This window comes from Streptomyces spiramenti (genome assembly GCF_012034385.1).
GTDB lineage: Bacteria > Actinomycetota > Actinomycetes > Streptomycetales > Streptomycetaceae > Streptomyces > Streptomyces spiramenti.
The window spans coordinates 1-15838 of the sequence record NZ_JAAVJB010000114.1 but is presented as its reverse complement, the minus strand read 5'-3'; the positions used below and the strand labels follow the sequence as shown (position 1 = coordinate 15838).

Here is a 15838-nt window from a genome sequence, read left to right as displayed (position 1 = left end):
GACCGGCGCGTCGCCGACTGCCGGGCGGCCGGGCGGCCGGGCGCCGCGGCCCGAGGCGAGCGGCCATACTGGGGCGGTGGCCGACCGCAGCAGCAGACGACGACAGGGGCGGGAGGCCCGGAGCGGCCGGGCAGACGGCGGCGAGGTGCTGCTCGTGCCCGACCCGGACCGCGACACCGCCTGGGAACTCCACGTCGAGGGCGCGCCCCAGTCGCACGTGGACCTGGCGGACCCCACCCGGCTGGCGTTCGAGTACCAGCGCCGACTCGGCCATGTGGTCGACCTGTGCGCGCCGCGGGGCGCGGCCGTCACCGCCGTCCACCTCGGGGGCGGCGCGCTCACCCTCGCCCGCTACGTCGCCGCCACCCGACCCCGCTCACAGCAGCAGGTGGCCGAGCCCGACACCCGGCTGACGGCGCTCGTCCGCGAGTGGCTGCCCCTGCCCGAGGGGCGGTTGCGCGTCCGCGGGACCGACGCGCGGCAGCTGCTGGAACGGCTCCCCGAAGGTGCGGCGGACCTGGTGATCACCGATGTGTTCGCCGGGGCGCGCACCCCGGCCCACTGCGCCAGCGTGGAGTTCCTCGACCTCGCGCGTCGCGCCCTGCGCCCCGGGGGCTGGTACGCCGCCAACCTCACCGACGGCCCACCCCTGGCGTTCCTGCGCGGGCAGGTCGCCGGTGTGCTGGACCGTTTCGGGAACGGCGCGCTGGTCGCCGACCCCGCGGTCCTCCGGGGGCGGCGGTTCGGCAACGCCGTCCTGGTCGCGACCGACGGCGAGCTGCCGGTGGACGAGCTGCGACGACGGGCGGCCGGCGACCCCCATCCGGCGCGGGTGGTGAGCGGTCGGGACCTCGCCGACCTCACCGGCGGCGCGGCTCCGGTCACCGACGTCACCGCCGCCGCCTCGCCGCCCCCGCCGGCCGGGGTGTTCGACTGAGGGACGTCCGCCCGGTGGCCGCGGCCCGGGGGCGGCGGCCGGTCACTCCTCGTGCCGGTCGAGATAGGGCGGGTGCCCGTTGAAGACACAGAACACCGAGACGGTGCGCCCCTCGCCGGAGAAGCTGACCCGGATGTAGGTGTCCTCCGCCCACACCTGCATCTCCCAGCCGGGAGCCGGGGTCGCCGAGACCAGCTCCGCCGACTCCGGCCCCATGTCGAACGCCACCCGGCCGCCGTCGGTGGCGACCGTCTCCACCGAGCCCAGGCCGCTGCCCGCCCCCTCGCTCTCCGGCGCCCGCGTCGCCGGGTCGGTGGGGCCGTCCGCGTCGCCGTCCGGGGTCACTCCGGGAGCGTCCCCGGGCCCGGCCGTCTCCTCGGCCCCGTCCTCGTCGTCGGGTGGTGGCTCCGGCGGCCGTGAACCCGCGCCGCCGCCGGCGTCATCGCCGCCCGGGTCCTCGCCGGGCACCGGCGGACGCTGGGTGGAGGAGACGTCCGGTCCCGCGTCGGCGTGGTCCGCCGGGGGCCCGGTGACCGGCAGCGCGCGCGGTGGATCGTAGACGGTGCCGCGCAGCACCGATCCCACGCCGAACCACGTCAGGGTGACCGCGGCCCCGGTGGCGCCGACCCACGCCGTCCCGATCATCAACTGCCGTCGCATGCGCACACATTACGCACCGGTCCTCACCCGCCCCACACCGCGGCGGTGCGCCGGGCGCGCGGGGCCCGGGCCGGGCCCCGCAACCGCACGTCCGCTCAACTCCCGTCGCGTACATGGCGTACGGTGCCGCGCATGGCCCATGTGCTCGTGGTCGAGGACGACCCCTTCGTCAGATCGGCGCTCATCCGCCATCTCACCGACGCCGCCCACACCGTGCGCAGCGTCGGCACCGCCCTGGAGGCACTGCGCGAGGTGGCGCAGTTGCGGTTCGACGTCGTGATCCTCGACCTCGGCCTGCCCGACCTCGACGGCGCCGAGGCGTTGAAGATGCTGCGGGGGCTCACCCAGGTCCCCGTCATCGTCGCCACTGCCAGGGACGACGAGCGGGAGATCGTCCGGCTGCTCAACGACGGCGCGGACGACTACCTGGTCAAGCCGTTCTCCGTCGACCACCTCGCCGCCCGGATGGCCGCGGTGCTGCGGCGCTGGGACGGCGGGCGGGGGGCGGTGCGGGAACGTGAGGAAGTGCTGCGGGTCGGCGGCCTGGCGGTGGACCCCCGCCGCAGGACAGCCGAACTCGACGGTCGGCCACTGGAGCTGACCCGCCGTGAGTTCGACCTGCTGGCGCACCTCGCCGGCCGACCGGGGGAGGTCGTCGCCCGCCGGGAGCTGCTCACCGAGGTGTGGCGGCAGTCCTACGGCGACGACCAGACGATAGACGTGCACCTCTCCTGGTTGCGCCGCAAGCTCGGCGAGACCGCGGCCCGCCCCCGCTACCTGCACACGCTGCGGGGGGTGGGGGTGAAGCTGGAGGCGCCGCCCGCGCCGGTGGACGGCGCCGCCCCCCGGGGCGGCCCCGGATCGGGACAGCCGGCATGAGATGGGCGCTGGTCCGCATCTCGCTCGCCGTGACCACCATGGTCGTCCTGGCATTCGCCGTGCCGCTGGCCCTGGTCGTGCGGGAGATGGCGGCCGACCGTGCCCTGGGCAACGCCGAACGGCAGGCGGCGGCGATCGCGCCGGTGCTGGCGATCACCACCGACCGCGCACAGCTGCAACGTGCCGTCGCCAGCACCGAGGCGGGCGCAGACGGCCGGATCGCGGTCCACGTGCCCGCCCCGGGGGCCGACGACGGTGAAGGGAGCGGTGACGGGACCGGCGGGACCGGCGAGGGCAGGGGCGGGACAGCCGAGGGCGAGGCGCTGACCATCGGGGACCGACGCACCTCCGAGGCGGACCTGCTGGCGGCGTTGCGGTACGGCCGCGCCGTCTCGCTGCCGGTCGACGGCGGCACCGCGCTCCTGCAACCGATCGCGGTCGACTCCGGCGGGATCGCCGTCGTCGAGGTGTTCGTCCCGACCGCGGACCTCGCCAGCGGGGTCGCCACCGCCTGGTTGGTTCTCGCGGGGGTGGGGGTGGCGCTGGTGGTCGGCTCGGTCGCGGTGGCGGACCGCTTGGGCCGGCGCACGGTCCGCCCGGCGGAGCAACTCGCCGCAGCCGCACGCGAGCTGGGTGAGGGCAGACTGAGCGTCCGGGTACCCGAACAGGGCCCGGCGGAGCTGCGGGCCGCCGCCGAGGCGTTCAACGCCATGGCACGCCAGGTCGCGGGACTGCTGGCCGGTGAGCGGGAGATGGCGGCCGATCTCTCGCACCGGCTGCGGACCCCGCTCACGGTGCTCCGCCTCAACACCGCCTCGCTGGGCGCCGGGGACGCAGCCGAGCAGACGCGCCAGGCCGTCGACCAGTTGGAGGTCGAGGTGGACACCATCATCCGCACCGCCCGCGAGCAACGTTCCGCGCTGGGCGGGTCGGAGGGCGCCGCGGCGGGCGGGGACACCGACGCCGCCGAGGTGATCCGGGAGCGCATGGCCTTCTGGTCCGCCCTCGCCGAGGACGAGGGCCGGGAGGCCAGCCTCGCCGGCGTGGAGGAACCGGTACGGGTCCCGGTGGCGCGGGCGGACCTGGTGGCGGTGGTGGACGCGCTGCTCGGCAACGTCTTCCGCCACACGCCGGAGGGCACCGCCTTCGCCGTGGACGTGCACCGGGGCGGGTCCGACACCGTGATCGTCCTGGTCTCCGACGCGGGGGAGGGCATCGCCGACCCCGAGGAGGCGCTGCGCCGCGGCCACGGCGACGGGGGCACGGGCTCCACGGGACTGGGCCTGGACATCGTGCGGCGGGTCGCGGAGGCCACCGGCGGCGATGTGCGGATCGGCTCCTCCGTCCTGGGCGGTGCCGAGGTGCGGCTGTGGCTGAACGCCTCGGGCCGACCGCCGGAGCCGGTGGGACGACCCAGGCGCGGCGCCAGACGTCGGGGCGGCCGTGGTTGACCCCGTTCCCCGTCCGGCCCCGCGCCCGCTGTCCGGCACGCTCCCGTCCGCGGGAGGCCGTGGACACTGCCGGTGCCGGCGTTCGGACCACCCCTTCGCGCCGGTGGTACGCCCCTCGGGGCGGTGGACGTATGCCGGGCGCATGTGTCATCACCGACACCCCGTTCCGCCGCGTTGCGGGCGACGCGCCTGCTCGGAGCGTCGCGACCGCGACCGCCGGGTCCGCCGCCGCCGAGCCCGACGACACGGGGGTGTGACGTCGGTTGCCTCGAACCCCCTGCGTGAGCGATCGTTGCGGACAGAACCATTCTCTTCCAGCGAAAGGGGGTGAGGGTCGCATTCGCGGGCCTCCCTCAGTGGATACAACGAAGACATCCCCGGCCGGCTCCCTGGGGCTGCGCACCTCATGGGCCTCGGCCCCCTACCCGGTGGTGCTCGCCGACCGCGCCGGCACGGTGGTGGAGCTCAACACCGCCGCCTCGGCGGTGTTCTCGGCGCTGTCCGCCGGCGACCGGCTCCGGGACCGTGTCCCCTCCTGGCTGGCGGACGCCCACCGACGCGTCTCGACCGAGCGCTCCGGGCAGCGCTCCGACCGGGAGCCCGCCCACGGCCCGAGCGGCGGCCGTGTCGGCGACCGCTCCTACGAGGCCCACGCCACCTGCGGCTCGGACGGCGACGTCGTCTGGTGGCTCGTCGACGACACCGACCGCCGCCTCGCGGAGGAGGCGCTGCACGGCGAACGGCAGCGCACCAGCTTCCTGGCGGAGGCGTCCAACGCGCTGCTCTCGTCGCTCAACGTCAACCGCTGCATGGAGGTGACCGCGCAACTCGCCGCGACGCACCTCGCGGACGCCGCCGTCATCATCGCCCCCGGCAAGGGGCGTCGGCACCCCATGACCAGCTGCGTCGGCTCCGGCGAGGTCGTCCGGAGCATCGTCGACATCGACACCACCTCGATGCCCGGCCTCAGCGAGGCGCTGCAGGGCTTCCCGCCGGTGCCCTCGCGGTGGATCGACCCCGCCAGCGCGCCGGAGTGGGTCGTACCGGAGGAGATGGACGGCGCCGTCGGCTCGGTCGTCATCACGCCACTGCCCGGCCACGGCACGCCCGGCGGGGCGCTGGTGCTGCTGCGGACCTCGGGACACACCGCGTTCAGCGAGGACGCGGAGGTCTTCGCGCGACTCTTCGCGGCACGCGCGGGCGCCGCGCTCGCCGCCGCCCGCATGTACTCCGAGCAGTCCAGCGTCACCACCACCCTGATGCGGGAGCTGCTGCCGCCCTCCCTCCACCAGGTCAACGGTGTCGAGTTCGCGGGCGGTTACCGGGCCTCCGGCCAGTCCGACCGCGTCGGGGGCGACTTCTACGACGTCCACCCCGGGGCCGGCGAGGACCAGGAGTCGCTGGCCGTCCTCGGTGACGTATGCGGCAAGGGGCTGGAGGCCGCGGTCCTCACCGGGAAGATCCGCAACACCCTGCACGCGCTGCTGCCGCTCGCCGACGACCACGCGCGGATGCTCCGGCTGCTCAACACCGCGCTGCTCAACTCGCACCACACCCGGTTCGCCACGCTGGTGCTCGCCTCGGCGGCCCGCTGTGAGGACTTCACCCGGCTGCGGGTCACCAGCGCCGGGCACCCGGCCCCGCTGATCGTGCGCCGTGACGGCTCGGTCGAGGAGGCCGCGACGGCGGGTTCGCTCGTCGGGGTGCTGCGCACCATCAAGTCGACCACCACCACGATCGACCTGGCGGTCGGCGAGAGCTGCCTGCTGTTCACCGACGGCATCACCGAGGCCCGCGGGGGGCCGCTCGGTGACGAGATGTTCGGGGAGTCGCGACTGCGCGAGGCGCTGGGCGAGTGCGCCGGCATGCCGGCCGAAGCGGTCGTGGAACGGGTGCAGATGCTGGCGGCCGACTGGGTCGGCCGCGGGGTCCACGACGACATGGCCGTCGTCGCCATCACCACCCCGCGTCCCGATGTCTTCTCGGCCATGACCCGGGGGGCTGCGGGTAGGCGCCCGGCATGATCGTCAGCACCACCGAGCGCCCGGGGCGCGGCATCGACCCCGGTGTGTACCGGGAGCAGTTGTGGACCGCGTTGCGCGACGGCGACGAGTACGCCGCCGCCGCCGCGGTCTTCGAGGGACTGGAGAACGGCCTGGGCGCCGAGCGCATCCTCCTGGAGGTCATCGCTCCGGCGCAGGGCAGGGTCGGCGAGGAGTGGGCCGCCAACCGGATGACGGTGGCCGACGAGCACGTCGCCACCGCGATCAACGAGCGCGTCATCGCCGCGCTCGCCCACCACCCGGCCGGCCGGGTCCGGCCCGACCGCGGCAGGGTCACCGTCGCCTGTGTCGAGGGCGAGTGGCACTCGCTCCCCGCCCGCCTGCTCTCCGAGGTGCTGCGGCTGCGGGGCTGGCGGGTCGACTTCCTGGGTGCCCACGTCCCGACGCCGCACCTCATCGCGCACCTGCACCGGACGGGGCCCGAGGCCGTGCTCCTCTCGGCCTCGATCCCCACGCACCTGCCGACGGCGCACGCGGCCATCACCGCCGCGCTCGCCGCCGGGGTCCCCGTCCTGGCGGGCGGCGCGGCCTTCGGACCCGACGGCAGGTACGCGCGCTCGCTCGGCGCCACCGAGTGGGCCGCCGACGCCCGCGCGGTGGCCCGGCTGCTCCATGACGGGCTGCCGCGGCCGGACCCGACGGCGATGCACCTGCCCATCGAGGACCTGCCGCACCTCGCGGACCAGGAGTACACGATGATCGCCCGGACCAGGGCGGAGCTGGTGCGGGGCACGCTGGCGGGCCTGGAGATACGTTTCCCCCCGATGCGGGAGTACACCGCGCGGCAGCGGCGCCACACCGCCGAGGACGTCGCGCACATCGTCGACTACCTCACCACCGCGCTCTACGTGGACGACGTGCGGCTGTTCACCACGTTCATCTCCTGGACCGGCGACATCCTGACCGCACGTGAGGTCCCCGCCCACACTCTGGGCCTCACGTTCGACGCGCTGGGCGCGCAGCTGAAGGACTTCCCCCGCGCCCGCGCCCTGCTCGACCAGGGCCGTGCCACCGTCACGGACTCCCCCCACATTCCTATCCCCGGCAATGGAAAGCCCGCATGACCACGCTGCCTCATCCGTACTTCAAACTCACCACCGAACGGGTCGAGCCGCACCGGCTGCGGCTGCGGCTCTTCGGCGACCTCGACCACGAGTCGAGCGACGAGCTCGTGGAGGCGTTGGAGCGCCGCCTGGAGGAGGACGGTGAGGAGGTGCGAGAAGTACACCTCGACTTCCGGGAGTTGGGCGCGGTCGACTCCATGGGGCTCTCCGCGATCCTCATGGCGCACCGCCTCTGCGAAGCCGCGCACGTCCACCTCCACCTGGACAGCCGGCCGCCGCACCTGGACCGGATGCTGACCGTCACCGGGACCCTGGACTACCTGACGGACCCCTGCGCCGACCACGCCCCGGTGGCGCTCGGCGACCCCGAGCCCCCGCCCGGCGACCGGGCGGAGTGAGCCGGCCGTCCCGAACGGTGAGCGGCGGGGCCCGCCGCGGTACGGGGTAGGAACGCGCCCGTGCCCGCCCCTCCGGAGAGGGACGGGCACGAGGCGGAGGTGCGGGTCGCCGCGGTCCGGGCCGGCGGGCGCCGGCGACGGCCGGAGCGTCACATGGGACGGTTGCGCCGGATCAGGTCGGCGTACCAGAGGGCGCTGCTCTTCGGGGTGCGGCGCAGCGTCTCGAAGTCCACGTGCACGACACCGAACCGCTTGCTGTAGCCGTACGCCCACTCGAAGTTGTCCAGCAGCGACCACACGAAGTAGCCGCGGACCGGGGCGCCGTGGGCGATGGCGTCGCGCACCGCGCCGAGGTGCCCGTGCAGGTAGGAGACGCGCCGCGGGTCACGGACCTGCCCGTCCTCGTCGACCGTGTCGGCGAAGGCGGCGCCGTTCTCGGTGACGTACAGCGGCAGCCCCGGTGCCTCGCGGTGGAAGCGCAGCAGCAGCTCGGTGAGACCGGTCGGGTCGATCGACCAGTTCATCTCGGTGCGCTCCTCCGTCGCCTGGTGGAAGGCGACGTGGTCGGAGCCGACCCAGGGCGAGTGCGTGGAGTCGCCGTGGCCGTCGTCCTCGGCGGAGCCGCCGGCCGGGGCGTGGGAGACGATCGCCGGGTTGTAGTAGTTGATCCCGAGCGAGTCCAGCGGCTGGTTGATGATCTCCTCGTCACCGGGGAGCACGAACGACCAGTCGGTGATCGCGGCGGTGTCGGCCTTGAGGTCCTCCGGGTAGCCGCCGTGCAGCAGCGGGCCGGTGAAGATCCGGTTCTGGAGGGCGTCGATCCGGCGGGCCGCGTCCGCGTCCTCGGCGGAGCCGGTGAGCGGGCGGACCGCGGCCGGGTTGAGGGTGATGGAGACCTTCGCCCCGGCGGGGAGCGTGGCGCGCAGCGCCTGGGTGGCGAGCCCGTGCGCCAGGTTGAGGTGGTGCGCGGCGCGCAGCACGGCGAGCGGTTCGGTGCGGCCCGGGGCGTGCACGCCGGAGCCGTACCCCAGGAAGCTGCTGCACCAGGGCTCGTTGAGCGTGGTCCACATCGAGACCCGGTCGCCCAGTGCCTCGGCCATGATGGTGGCGTACTCGGCGAACCGCTCCGCGGTCTCCCGCTCGGGCCAGCCGCCGGCGTCCTCCAGCTCCTGCGGCAGGTCCCAGTGGTAGAGGGTCACCACGGGGGTGATGCCGCGCTCCAGCAGGCCGTCGGTGAGCCGCCGGTAGAAGTCCAGGCCGGACTGGAGCGCCGGGCCACGGCCGGTGGGCTGCACCCGGCTCCAGGAGGTGGAGAACCGGTAGGCGCCGATGCCGAGTTCCTTGATGAGGTCGAGGTCCTCGGCCCAGCGGTGGTAGTGGTCGCAGGCGACGTCGCCGGTGTCGCCCGCCTGCACCTTGCCGGGGGTGTGGCTGAAGGTGTCCCAGATGGACGGGGTCCGGCCGCCCTCCCGGGCGGCGCCCTCGATCTGGTAGGACGCGGTCGCCGTCCCCCACAGGAAGTCCGAGGGGAACTCCAGGTCGGGGGCGGCGGGGGAGAGGGACGTGAGATGGCTTTCAGTCATGGAAGCGCTCCCATTCGTGGTTCAAAGGAAGCGGGGTGCACCCGTCGAGGACGGGCGCACCCCGCGAAGTGAAGTCAGCCCTTCAGGGCGCCCTGCATGATGCCGCCGACGATCTGCTTGCCGAAGATCGCGAAGGCGATCAGCAGCGGCAGGGTGCCCAGCAGGGCACCGGCCATGATGACGCCCTGGTCGGGGACATACCCGCGACCGAGGCCCGTCAACGCGACCTGCACGGTCGGGTTCTGCTGGGTCAAGGCGATGATCGGCCAGAAGAACTCGTTCCAGGCCATCACGAACGTGAGCATCGCCAGCACGGCCATCGCGGGCCGCGCCACCGGGAACACCACGTGCCAGACCACCCGCAGGCTGTTGGCGCCGTCCATCCGGGCCGCCTCGATCAGCTCGGTCGGCAGCGCCTGCACCAGGTACTGGCGCATGAAGAACACGCCGAAGGCGCTGACCATCATCGGCAGGATGACGGCCTGGAGGTGGTTGGTCCACCCCAGTTCGGCGATGGCCATGAACAGCGGAACCACGCTGAGCTGGGGCGGCACCATCATCGTGCCGATCACCAGCAGCAGGAGCAGGTTCTTCGCGCGGAACCGCAGCTTGGCGAAGGCGAAACCGGCGAGCGTCGCGAACAGAACGGTCGAGACGGTGATGGCGCCCGCCACGAACACCGTGTTGAACAGCGCCTTTCCCATGTTGGCGGTGTTCCACGCCTGGTCCAGGTTGTGCCACAGCCGATCTCCGAAGGAGAACGGCGGGGGCGACTGGGCGAGCCGCGCGTTGCTGTGCGAGGCGGCTATCGCCGTCCACACCAGCGGGAACAGCGAGCCGAAGGTGAAGATCGCCAGGATGGTGTAGGTCAGCCAGCCGGCCCGCAGCTGCTTGCCGGCCTTCCCGCCGCGCTTGCCGGCACGGGGCGGCGAACCGCCGTCGCCCGGCGGGAGGACGGGGGTCGTGGTCTCCGGGGTCACGGGAGCCGAAAGCGTCATGGTCAGGCCCCCTTGCCTGCGGTGCTGCGCGAGGCCACCTTGGTGACCGCCCAGTACACCAGGCCGATGATGATGAGCAGCAGGAACATGGCCCAGGCGATGGCGGAGGCCCGTCCCAGGTTGAAGTTGGTCCAGCCCATCTCGTACATGTACAGGCCGAGCGTCTGGTACTCGTTCTGCGCGCCACCGGAGGGGCTGCCGCCGAACAGCAGCGGCTCACCGAAGAGCTGGGTGGCGCCGATGGTCGAGACCACCACGGTGAAGAGGATCGTGGGGCGCAGCGAGGGAAGGGTCACGTGGAGGAACTGCTTCCACGGCGAGGCCCCGTCCAGCGCGGCCGACTCGTACAGGTCCTTCGGCACGGCCTGCATGGCCGCGAGGTAGATGAGCGTGTTGTAGCCCGTCCACCGCCAGATCACGATGGTGGAGATGGCGAACTGCGTGGTGAGGCTGCCGCTCTTCCAGTCCACCGCGTCGATGCCGACCAGGTCCAGTGCCCAGTTGATCATGCCGTAGTCGCGCCCGTAGAGCATCGCGAAGACGAGCGTCGCCGCCGCCACCGAGGTGGCGTACGGGGTGAGCATGGCCACGCGGAAGAAGTTGGAGCCGCGCATCTTGTAGTTGAGCAGGTGCGCCAGGCCCAGAGCGATGGCCAGCTGCGGAACGGTGGCGAGCACCCCGATGGTGAAGGTGTTGGTGAGCGCGTTCCAGAAGTACTCGTCGGACATCAGCCGGGCGAAGTTGTCCAGCCCGGCCCATTCCATGTCGTTGGGAGCGGCGAGGCGGACCCGGTGCAGTGACGCCCAACCGGTGAACAGCAGCGGGAAGAGCCCGAACGCCCCGAAGAAGAGGAAGAAGGGAGCGATGAACGCGTAGGGGCTGGCCTTGGTGTCCATCCGGAAGCGCCACGAGCGGCGCCGCTGGCGGCGCTCCTCGGGGCTCTCGGTGGCCCGTCCCGGCCGGCCCGGGGCCGCGCCCCCCTCGACGGGGGGCGCGGCACTCGAATCGTGGGTCGTCATGGGGTGTCGGATCCTCAGTCGGCGAGGGCGTTCTCGATGGAGCTGACCGTGCTCTCCCACGCCTCCTCGCTGGAGAGGCCCTGGGTGTCCGCGGCGAGCAGGCCGTTGGCGATCTGCTCCTGGATCACCTGGTCACGCGGGCCGAGGACCAGGGTGGGGATGCCCTCCGCGGCCTCGGTGAAGAGCTGGCCGATCGGGGCGTCCTGGAAGTACTCGTGCGTGGCGTCCGCGACCTCCGGGGCCTGGACGGCCTCGGCCGACGACGGGAAGCTGCCGCGCTCGGCGAAGAAGCGTGCCTGCTGCTCGGGAGCGGTCAGCCAGGCTGCGAGCTTCGCCGCTTCCTCCTTGTGCTCGGACGCGTCGGTGACGGAGAGGAAGGCGCCGCCCCAGTTGCCGGGGGAGGGGGCGTGCGCGAAGTCCCACAGGCCCTCGCCGGCCTCATCGGCCTTGTCCTGGATGTAGCCGAGCATCCACGCCGGGCAGGAGACGGTCGCGAAGTCGCCGTTGGCGATCGCGCGGTCCCACTCGGGCTCGAACTGCTTCTGCTTGGCGGTGATCCCGCTCTCGGCGGCGTCCATCGCGAGGTCCCAGGCGGTCTGCACCGCTTCGCTCTCCTGGTAGACGACCTCGCCCGAGGTGTCGTAGAAGCGCTCCTCGTAGGTGTTGACCACGGCGTTGAAGACGCCGCCCGCGACATCCACCCACGCGGCGTCGACGTCGCTCTTGACGAACTCCTTGCCGGTGTCGATGTACGCCTGCCAGTCGTCCGCCCACAGCGCGGCGACCTCGTCGCGGTCGGTCGGCAGCCCGGCCGCCTCGAAGTGGTCGGTGCGGTAGCAGATGCCCATCGGGCCGATGTCGGTGCCGAGCCCGACCACCTTGCCGTCGGCGTTGGTGGCCTGGGCGAGCTTGAAGTCCAGGAAGTGGCCGGTGTCGACGTCGTAGTCGTTGAAGTCGACGAAGTACTGGCTCAGCTCGTTGGTGACCTCGTAGACGTTGGCCACCTCGATGGCCTGGATGTCCATCAGCCCCGAGCCGGTGGGCAGTCGGGTCAGCAGCGCCGGGTAGTAGTCCTCCGACTTCTGCACCGAGGTCTGCTCGATCACGATGTTGTCGTTGAGCTCCATGTACTCCTCGTACAGGCCGGCCTCCTCCAGGCCGAACTGTCCGAAGACGCCCACGGTCAGCGTGATCTTGCCGGAGTCGTCTCCGCCGTCGGAGTCTCCGCCGCTGGAGCAGGCGGTGACGGCGAGCATCATGGCGGCTGTCCCTACCGCCGCCCGTCGGGTCATCCTGGTACGGGGTGTCGTGCGCATGGTTCGTCCTCCTGGCGCGTGGACGTTGCCTCTCCCGGTCGGCGTGCGGCGCAGTGTGGGGTGAGCGAGCCCGGGTGTGGAACGTTCGAGGGTCTGGTGGGTAGGGTGCCGTGGTGGGAGCGCTCCCACATCGGTGATCCGGAGATTTCCCGAGACGCGCGCCGGTGTCAATACATCCGACCGCACCGTCGTGTTTCCGTGATCTGATGGGGGTCTCGGGAGCATGTGACGGGAGGACCCGATGGCGATTGCACGACACCGGGCCGGGCGGGAACGCCGGCCGACGCTGGAACAGGTCGCGGAGCGCGCGGGCGTGGGACGCGGCACCGTCTCCCGGGTCATCAACGGCTCGCCGCGGGTCAGCGACCGGACCCGCGTCGCCGTCGAGGCCGCGATCGCGGACCTCGGCTACGTCCCCCACCGCGCCGCGCGCGCCCTGGCCGGCAACCGCGCCGACGCCGTCGCCCTGGTGGTCCCCGAACCCGAGACCCGGCTCTTCGCCGAGCCGTACTTCGCCTCGATAATCCGGGGCGTCAGCACCGAGCTGGCCGAGGCAGACATCCAGCTGCTGCTCACGCTGAGCAGCACCGCGACCGAGCGGGAACGATTCGCCCAGTACGCCGCGGGCAACCGCGTCGACGGCGTGCTGCTGGTCTCCGTGCACGGGGAGGACCCGCTGCCGGAGCTGCTCGCGGAGAACGGCATCCCCGCCGTCATGAACGGCCGACGCTCCGCCGACGAGTCCTTCCCGCACGTGGACGGCGACAACGTCGGCGGCGCGCGCGCCGCCGTGCGTCACCTGCTGGAGCGGGGCGCGGACGCCGTCGCCACCATCACCGGCTCGCGCGACATGTACGCGGCCCAGTGCCGGCTCGACGGCTACTACGCGGAGCTCGCGGCCAGTGGCGTGGACGAGGACGAGGGGCTCGTCGCCCACGGGGACTTCAGCGAGGAGGGCGGCTACCGGGCCATGTACGAACTCCTCGGCCGCCGTCCCGGCCTCGACGCGGTCTTCTGCGCCTCCGACCTGACGGCCGCCGGCGCGCGCCGCGCGCTGCGCGAGTCCGGGCGGTCGGTCCCCGGCGACGTGTCACTGGTCGGCTTCGACGACTCCGCGATCGCCCGCCACATGGACCCGCCACTGACCAGCGTCCGGCAGCCCACCGAGGAGATGGGCCGGGCGATGACGCGCGCGCTGCTGGCCGAGATCGCGGGCGAGCCCGCCGCAGGGCCCGGCCTGATCCTGCCCACCGAACTCGTCCGGCGGGCCTCCTCCTGAGGCCGCGCGCCCCGCGGCTCCCCGCCCGGGTCGTCCGGGCCGCCCGGGGGTGGCGGAACCGGCCCGATCCGCCGACCGGCGACCGCGAGCACCGCGAGCAGGTGTCGCGGGTCGGCGGCAGCGCTTTCCGTGGCGCGCCGTGCGCCCTCAGTGGCGGACCGTGGCCGCGGTCGTGCCCGGCGCCCCGCAGCGCCGGACGAACCGCCCCCCGGCGGCCCCTCCCTACCCACGACAGCTGTGGTGAACCGCCCTCGTGAGGTGGTGCCCCACTGCCGCTCCACCCCGGGAAACGCCCGGAAAACACCGGTCCCCGGGAGTGGTTGTCCGCAACCCGCCCACAGCCCCCGCCAGGGCGTCTACTGTCCTGACATGGCCGTGCGACAACTCTGCGAACCCGGCGTACTCGACACCAGCCGCCCCCTGGCGGGCCGCGCGGCCGTACCGGAGCGGGTCCTCGGTGTCGCGGCGACCCGGGACCTCGCCACCGTGGCCGTCGCGACCTCCGCGCCCTGGTTCCCCGGCCACGGCGAACTGCTGCTGCTGCGACCGGCGTCGGACGCGACCCCGCTGCGACTGCCTCTGGTGCGCGGCGCCCGCTCCGCCGTCGCCCACGACCTCGTGCTGGGGCACGAGGGGTCCACGCTCACCGCCTCCCTGGGCGGCACGGAGGACCAGCCCGGCGGCGGCACGGTGCACTGGTCGCTCACCGGCGCGCCTCGGGAACTCTGGCGCCGCAGCGCCGGCCGCCCCGCGCTGGGCGCCGACGGCGAGACGGGGCACAGCAGGCTCGCCATCAGCGAGGACGGCACCACGGTCGTCGGTGGCGACCCCGCCTCCCACCAGGTGACCGCGCTCGGGGCCCACGCGGGCAACCGGCTCTTCGACGGCGAGGGCGACCCCGGCCGCCCCGGGGCGCTCGGGGGCACCGGGGCGGTCGCGGTCGACGCCCGCGGCAGCCGGATCGCGTTCCGGCTCTGCCGCTGCCACGGCCGGGCCACCGAGGGCGAGATCGCGGTGCCCGCGTTGCGCACCGGCGCCTTCACCACCCACGCCACCGGGATGGCCTGGTCCTGCGGCATGGCGTTCAGCCCCGACGGCAGCGAGCTGGTGGTGGTGGGCGTCGCCGACGGCCGGGCCGTCGCCACCGTGATCGACCTCACCGGCCGCCCCGGCGACGCCCGGCCGTGGACGGTGCTCGGCGCGCTCTCGCCCGAGGCCCGGCGCCAGACGGTCCGCCCCGTGTGGGGCGCGCTGGGCCCCCGGGCGGCCGTGCGCTCCGGTCACACCGTGACCGTCTGGGACCTCGCGCGGGGCAGCGCGCTGTACGCGGTCGACGACATGGGCACCGAGACGGCGTGGGCGCTGACCCCGGACGGCGGCGCCCTGGTGACCGCGACCCCGGACGTGCTGCACGCCCACCGCTTCGACACCCCGGCGGCAGCCGCCGGGGCGGCCGGCAGCGAGGTGGGCCACCGTCCGTGACCCCCTCCCGCCCAGCCCACGACCCCGACGAGCCAGGACCGCCTCCATGACCGACGCCATACGCCTCGACCGGCTCCTCGTCTCCCGCCCGGGACGCGACGCGTGGGACGAGGTCTGCGAGCTGCTGGAGCGGTGCGACGACGCACGCCTCGCCGCCGTCACCGCCGCCGTCCTGCGGTGGCCCGCGGCGCAACGACCCATGCCCGACCGCTGGTGGGCGCAGTGGACCCGCGGTGACGTCCGCCCCTACCACGCGCTGGCCGGCCACCGCGGCCTCGGCGGGCTGGACAGCGTGGAGACGGGGACGGTGCCCAGGCCGGTGGAGGAGGACTGGTCGGACTGGGCCGACCAGGCGGACCTCGCCGACCTCGCGGCGCTGACCGGTCTGCTCGGGCCCGCCCGCCCGGGGCCGCTCCCGTCCGAGCCGGGCGCGGACGGGTTCGGGCCGGACGGCCACGTCCTCGGACTGCCCCCGGGCGATCCGGCCGGCGACCTGCTGCCGCCCGGTCCCGCCCCCGGCACGGACGGACTGTTCCCGCTCCACCGCGGCACCGAACCCCGGCTGTTCGGCGGCCCGCTCGACGGGGCCGGCGGCCCCGGCCCGGACATCGCGTACGGCTACGGCGACCCGCTCACCGCCGACGCGCTCGCCGGACCGGGCGGAACCGGCGGGCCCCGCGTCCCGGGTGGCGCTGCGGCGCTGCCGCCC

Annotated in this window: 13 protein-coding genes and 1 pseudogene; 9 read left to right on the top strand and 5 right to left on the bottom strand. The window is 73.9% G+C overall.

Annotation, left to right across the window (positions count from 1 at the left end; genetic code table 11):
* Positions 1-76 precede the first annotated feature (76 nt).
* The gene (locus tag HCJ92_RS14575; RefSeq protein ID WP_167934012.1) at positions 77-937 is read left to right on the top strand and encodes a fused MFS/spermidine synthase; all 861 of its coding nucleotides are present in this window, start codon (positions 77-79) and stop codon (positions 935-937) included.
* A 42-nt stretch (positions 938-979) separates the two neighbouring features.
* Here the strand turns inward: HCJ92_RS14575 and HCJ92_RS14570 are convergent, their stop codons facing one another.
* On the bottom strand, positions 980-1597 hold the full coding sequence (locus HCJ92_RS14570; protein WP_167934011.1) for a hypothetical protein: 618 nt from the start codon (positions 1595-1597) through the stop codon (positions 980-982).
* Positions 1598-1729: 132 nt separating this feature from the next.
* On the opposite strand from HCJ92_RS14570, the gene HCJ92_RS14565 reads away from it, so the two are divergent.
* The 5 genes from HCJ92_RS14565 (at position 1730) to HCJ92_RS14545 (ending at position 7452) form a co-directional block, all read left to right on the top strand.
* The gene (locus tag HCJ92_RS14565; RefSeq protein ID WP_209311132.1) at positions 1730-2476 is read left to right on the top strand and encodes a response regulator transcription factor; all 747 of its coding nucleotides are present in this window, start codon (positions 1730-1732) and stop codon (positions 2474-2476) included.
* The gene (locus HCJ92_RS14560; RefSeq protein ID WP_167934010.1) at positions 2473-3927 is read left to right on the top strand and encodes a sensor histidine kinase; all 1455 of its coding nucleotides are present in this window, start codon (positions 2473-2475) and stop codon (positions 3925-3927) included. The genes HCJ92_RS14565 and HCJ92_RS14560 overlap by 4 nt, the downstream gene beginning before the upstream one ends.
* A gap of 356 nt (positions 3928-4283) precedes the next feature.
* Positions 4284-5951 (top strand): PP2C family protein-serine/threonine phosphatase, encoded by a 1668-nt coding sequence (locus tag HCJ92_RS14555; RefSeq protein ID WP_338054185.1) that lies wholly within the window; start codon positions 4284-4286, stop codon positions 5949-5951.
* The gene (locus HCJ92_RS14550; protein ID WP_167934009.1) at positions 5948-7054 is read left to right on the top strand and encodes a cobalamin B12-binding domain-containing protein; all 1107 of its coding nucleotides are present in this window, start codon (positions 5948-5950) and stop codon (positions 7052-7054) included. Before HCJ92_RS14555 ends, HCJ92_RS14550 begins: the two co-directional genes overlap by 4 nt.
* Complete coding sequence (locus HCJ92_RS14545; RefSeq protein WP_167934008.1) at positions 7051-7452, top strand: STAS domain-containing protein; 402 nt, start codon at positions 7051-7053, stop codon at positions 7450-7452. The genes HCJ92_RS14550 and HCJ92_RS14545 overlap by 4 nt, the downstream gene beginning before the upstream one ends.
* Before the next feature lie 149 nt (positions 7453-7601).
* Here the strand turns inward: HCJ92_RS14545 and HCJ92_RS14540 are convergent, their stop codons facing one another.
* From HCJ92_RS14540 to HCJ92_RS14525, 4 genes are all read right to left on the bottom strand, one after another.
* Complete coding sequence (locus HCJ92_RS14540) at positions 7602-9035, bottom strand: GH1 family beta-glucosidase (RefSeq protein ID WP_167934007.1); 1434 nt, start codon at positions 9033-9035, stop codon at positions 7602-7604.
* 74 nt (positions 9036-9109) lie between these two features.
* Positions 9110-10033, bottom strand: coding sequence for a carbohydrate ABC transporter permease (locus tag HCJ92_RS14535; protein WP_167934006.1), 924 nt, complete (start codon positions 10031-10033; stop codon positions 9110-9112).
* Between the two features lie 2 nt (positions 10034-10035).
* On the bottom strand, positions 10036-11052 hold the full coding sequence (locus HCJ92_RS14530) for a carbohydrate ABC transporter permease (protein WP_167934005.1): 1017 nt from the start codon (positions 11050-11052) through the stop codon (positions 10036-10038).
* 14 nt (positions 11053-11066) lie between these two features.
* A complete protein-coding gene (locus tag HCJ92_RS14525; protein WP_167934004.1) occupies positions 11067-12368 on the bottom strand; it encodes an ABC transporter substrate-binding protein in 1302 nt (433 codons plus the stop codon).
* Positions 12369-12609: 241 nt separating this feature from the next.
* Here HCJ92_RS14525 and HCJ92_RS14520 point away from each other — a divergent pair, with 241 nt between their 5' ends.
* The 3 genes and pseudogenes from HCJ92_RS14520 to HCJ92_RS14510 form a co-directional block, all read left to right on the top strand.
* Positions 12610-13647, top strand: a complete 1038-nt coding sequence (locus HCJ92_RS14520; protein WP_167934003.1) for a LacI family DNA-binding transcriptional regulator — start codon at positions 12610-12612, stop codon at positions 13645-13647.
* A gap of 369 nt (positions 13648-14016) precedes the next feature.
* A complete protein-coding gene (locus HCJ92_RS14515; RefSeq protein WP_167934002.1) occupies positions 14017-15129 on the top strand; it encodes an SMP-30/gluconolactonase/LRE family protein in 1113 nt (370 codons plus the stop codon).
* 46 nt (positions 15130-15175) lie between these two features.
* Positions 15176-15838, top strand: a pseudogene (locus HCJ92_RS14510) (hypothetical protein); the annotation flags it as partial.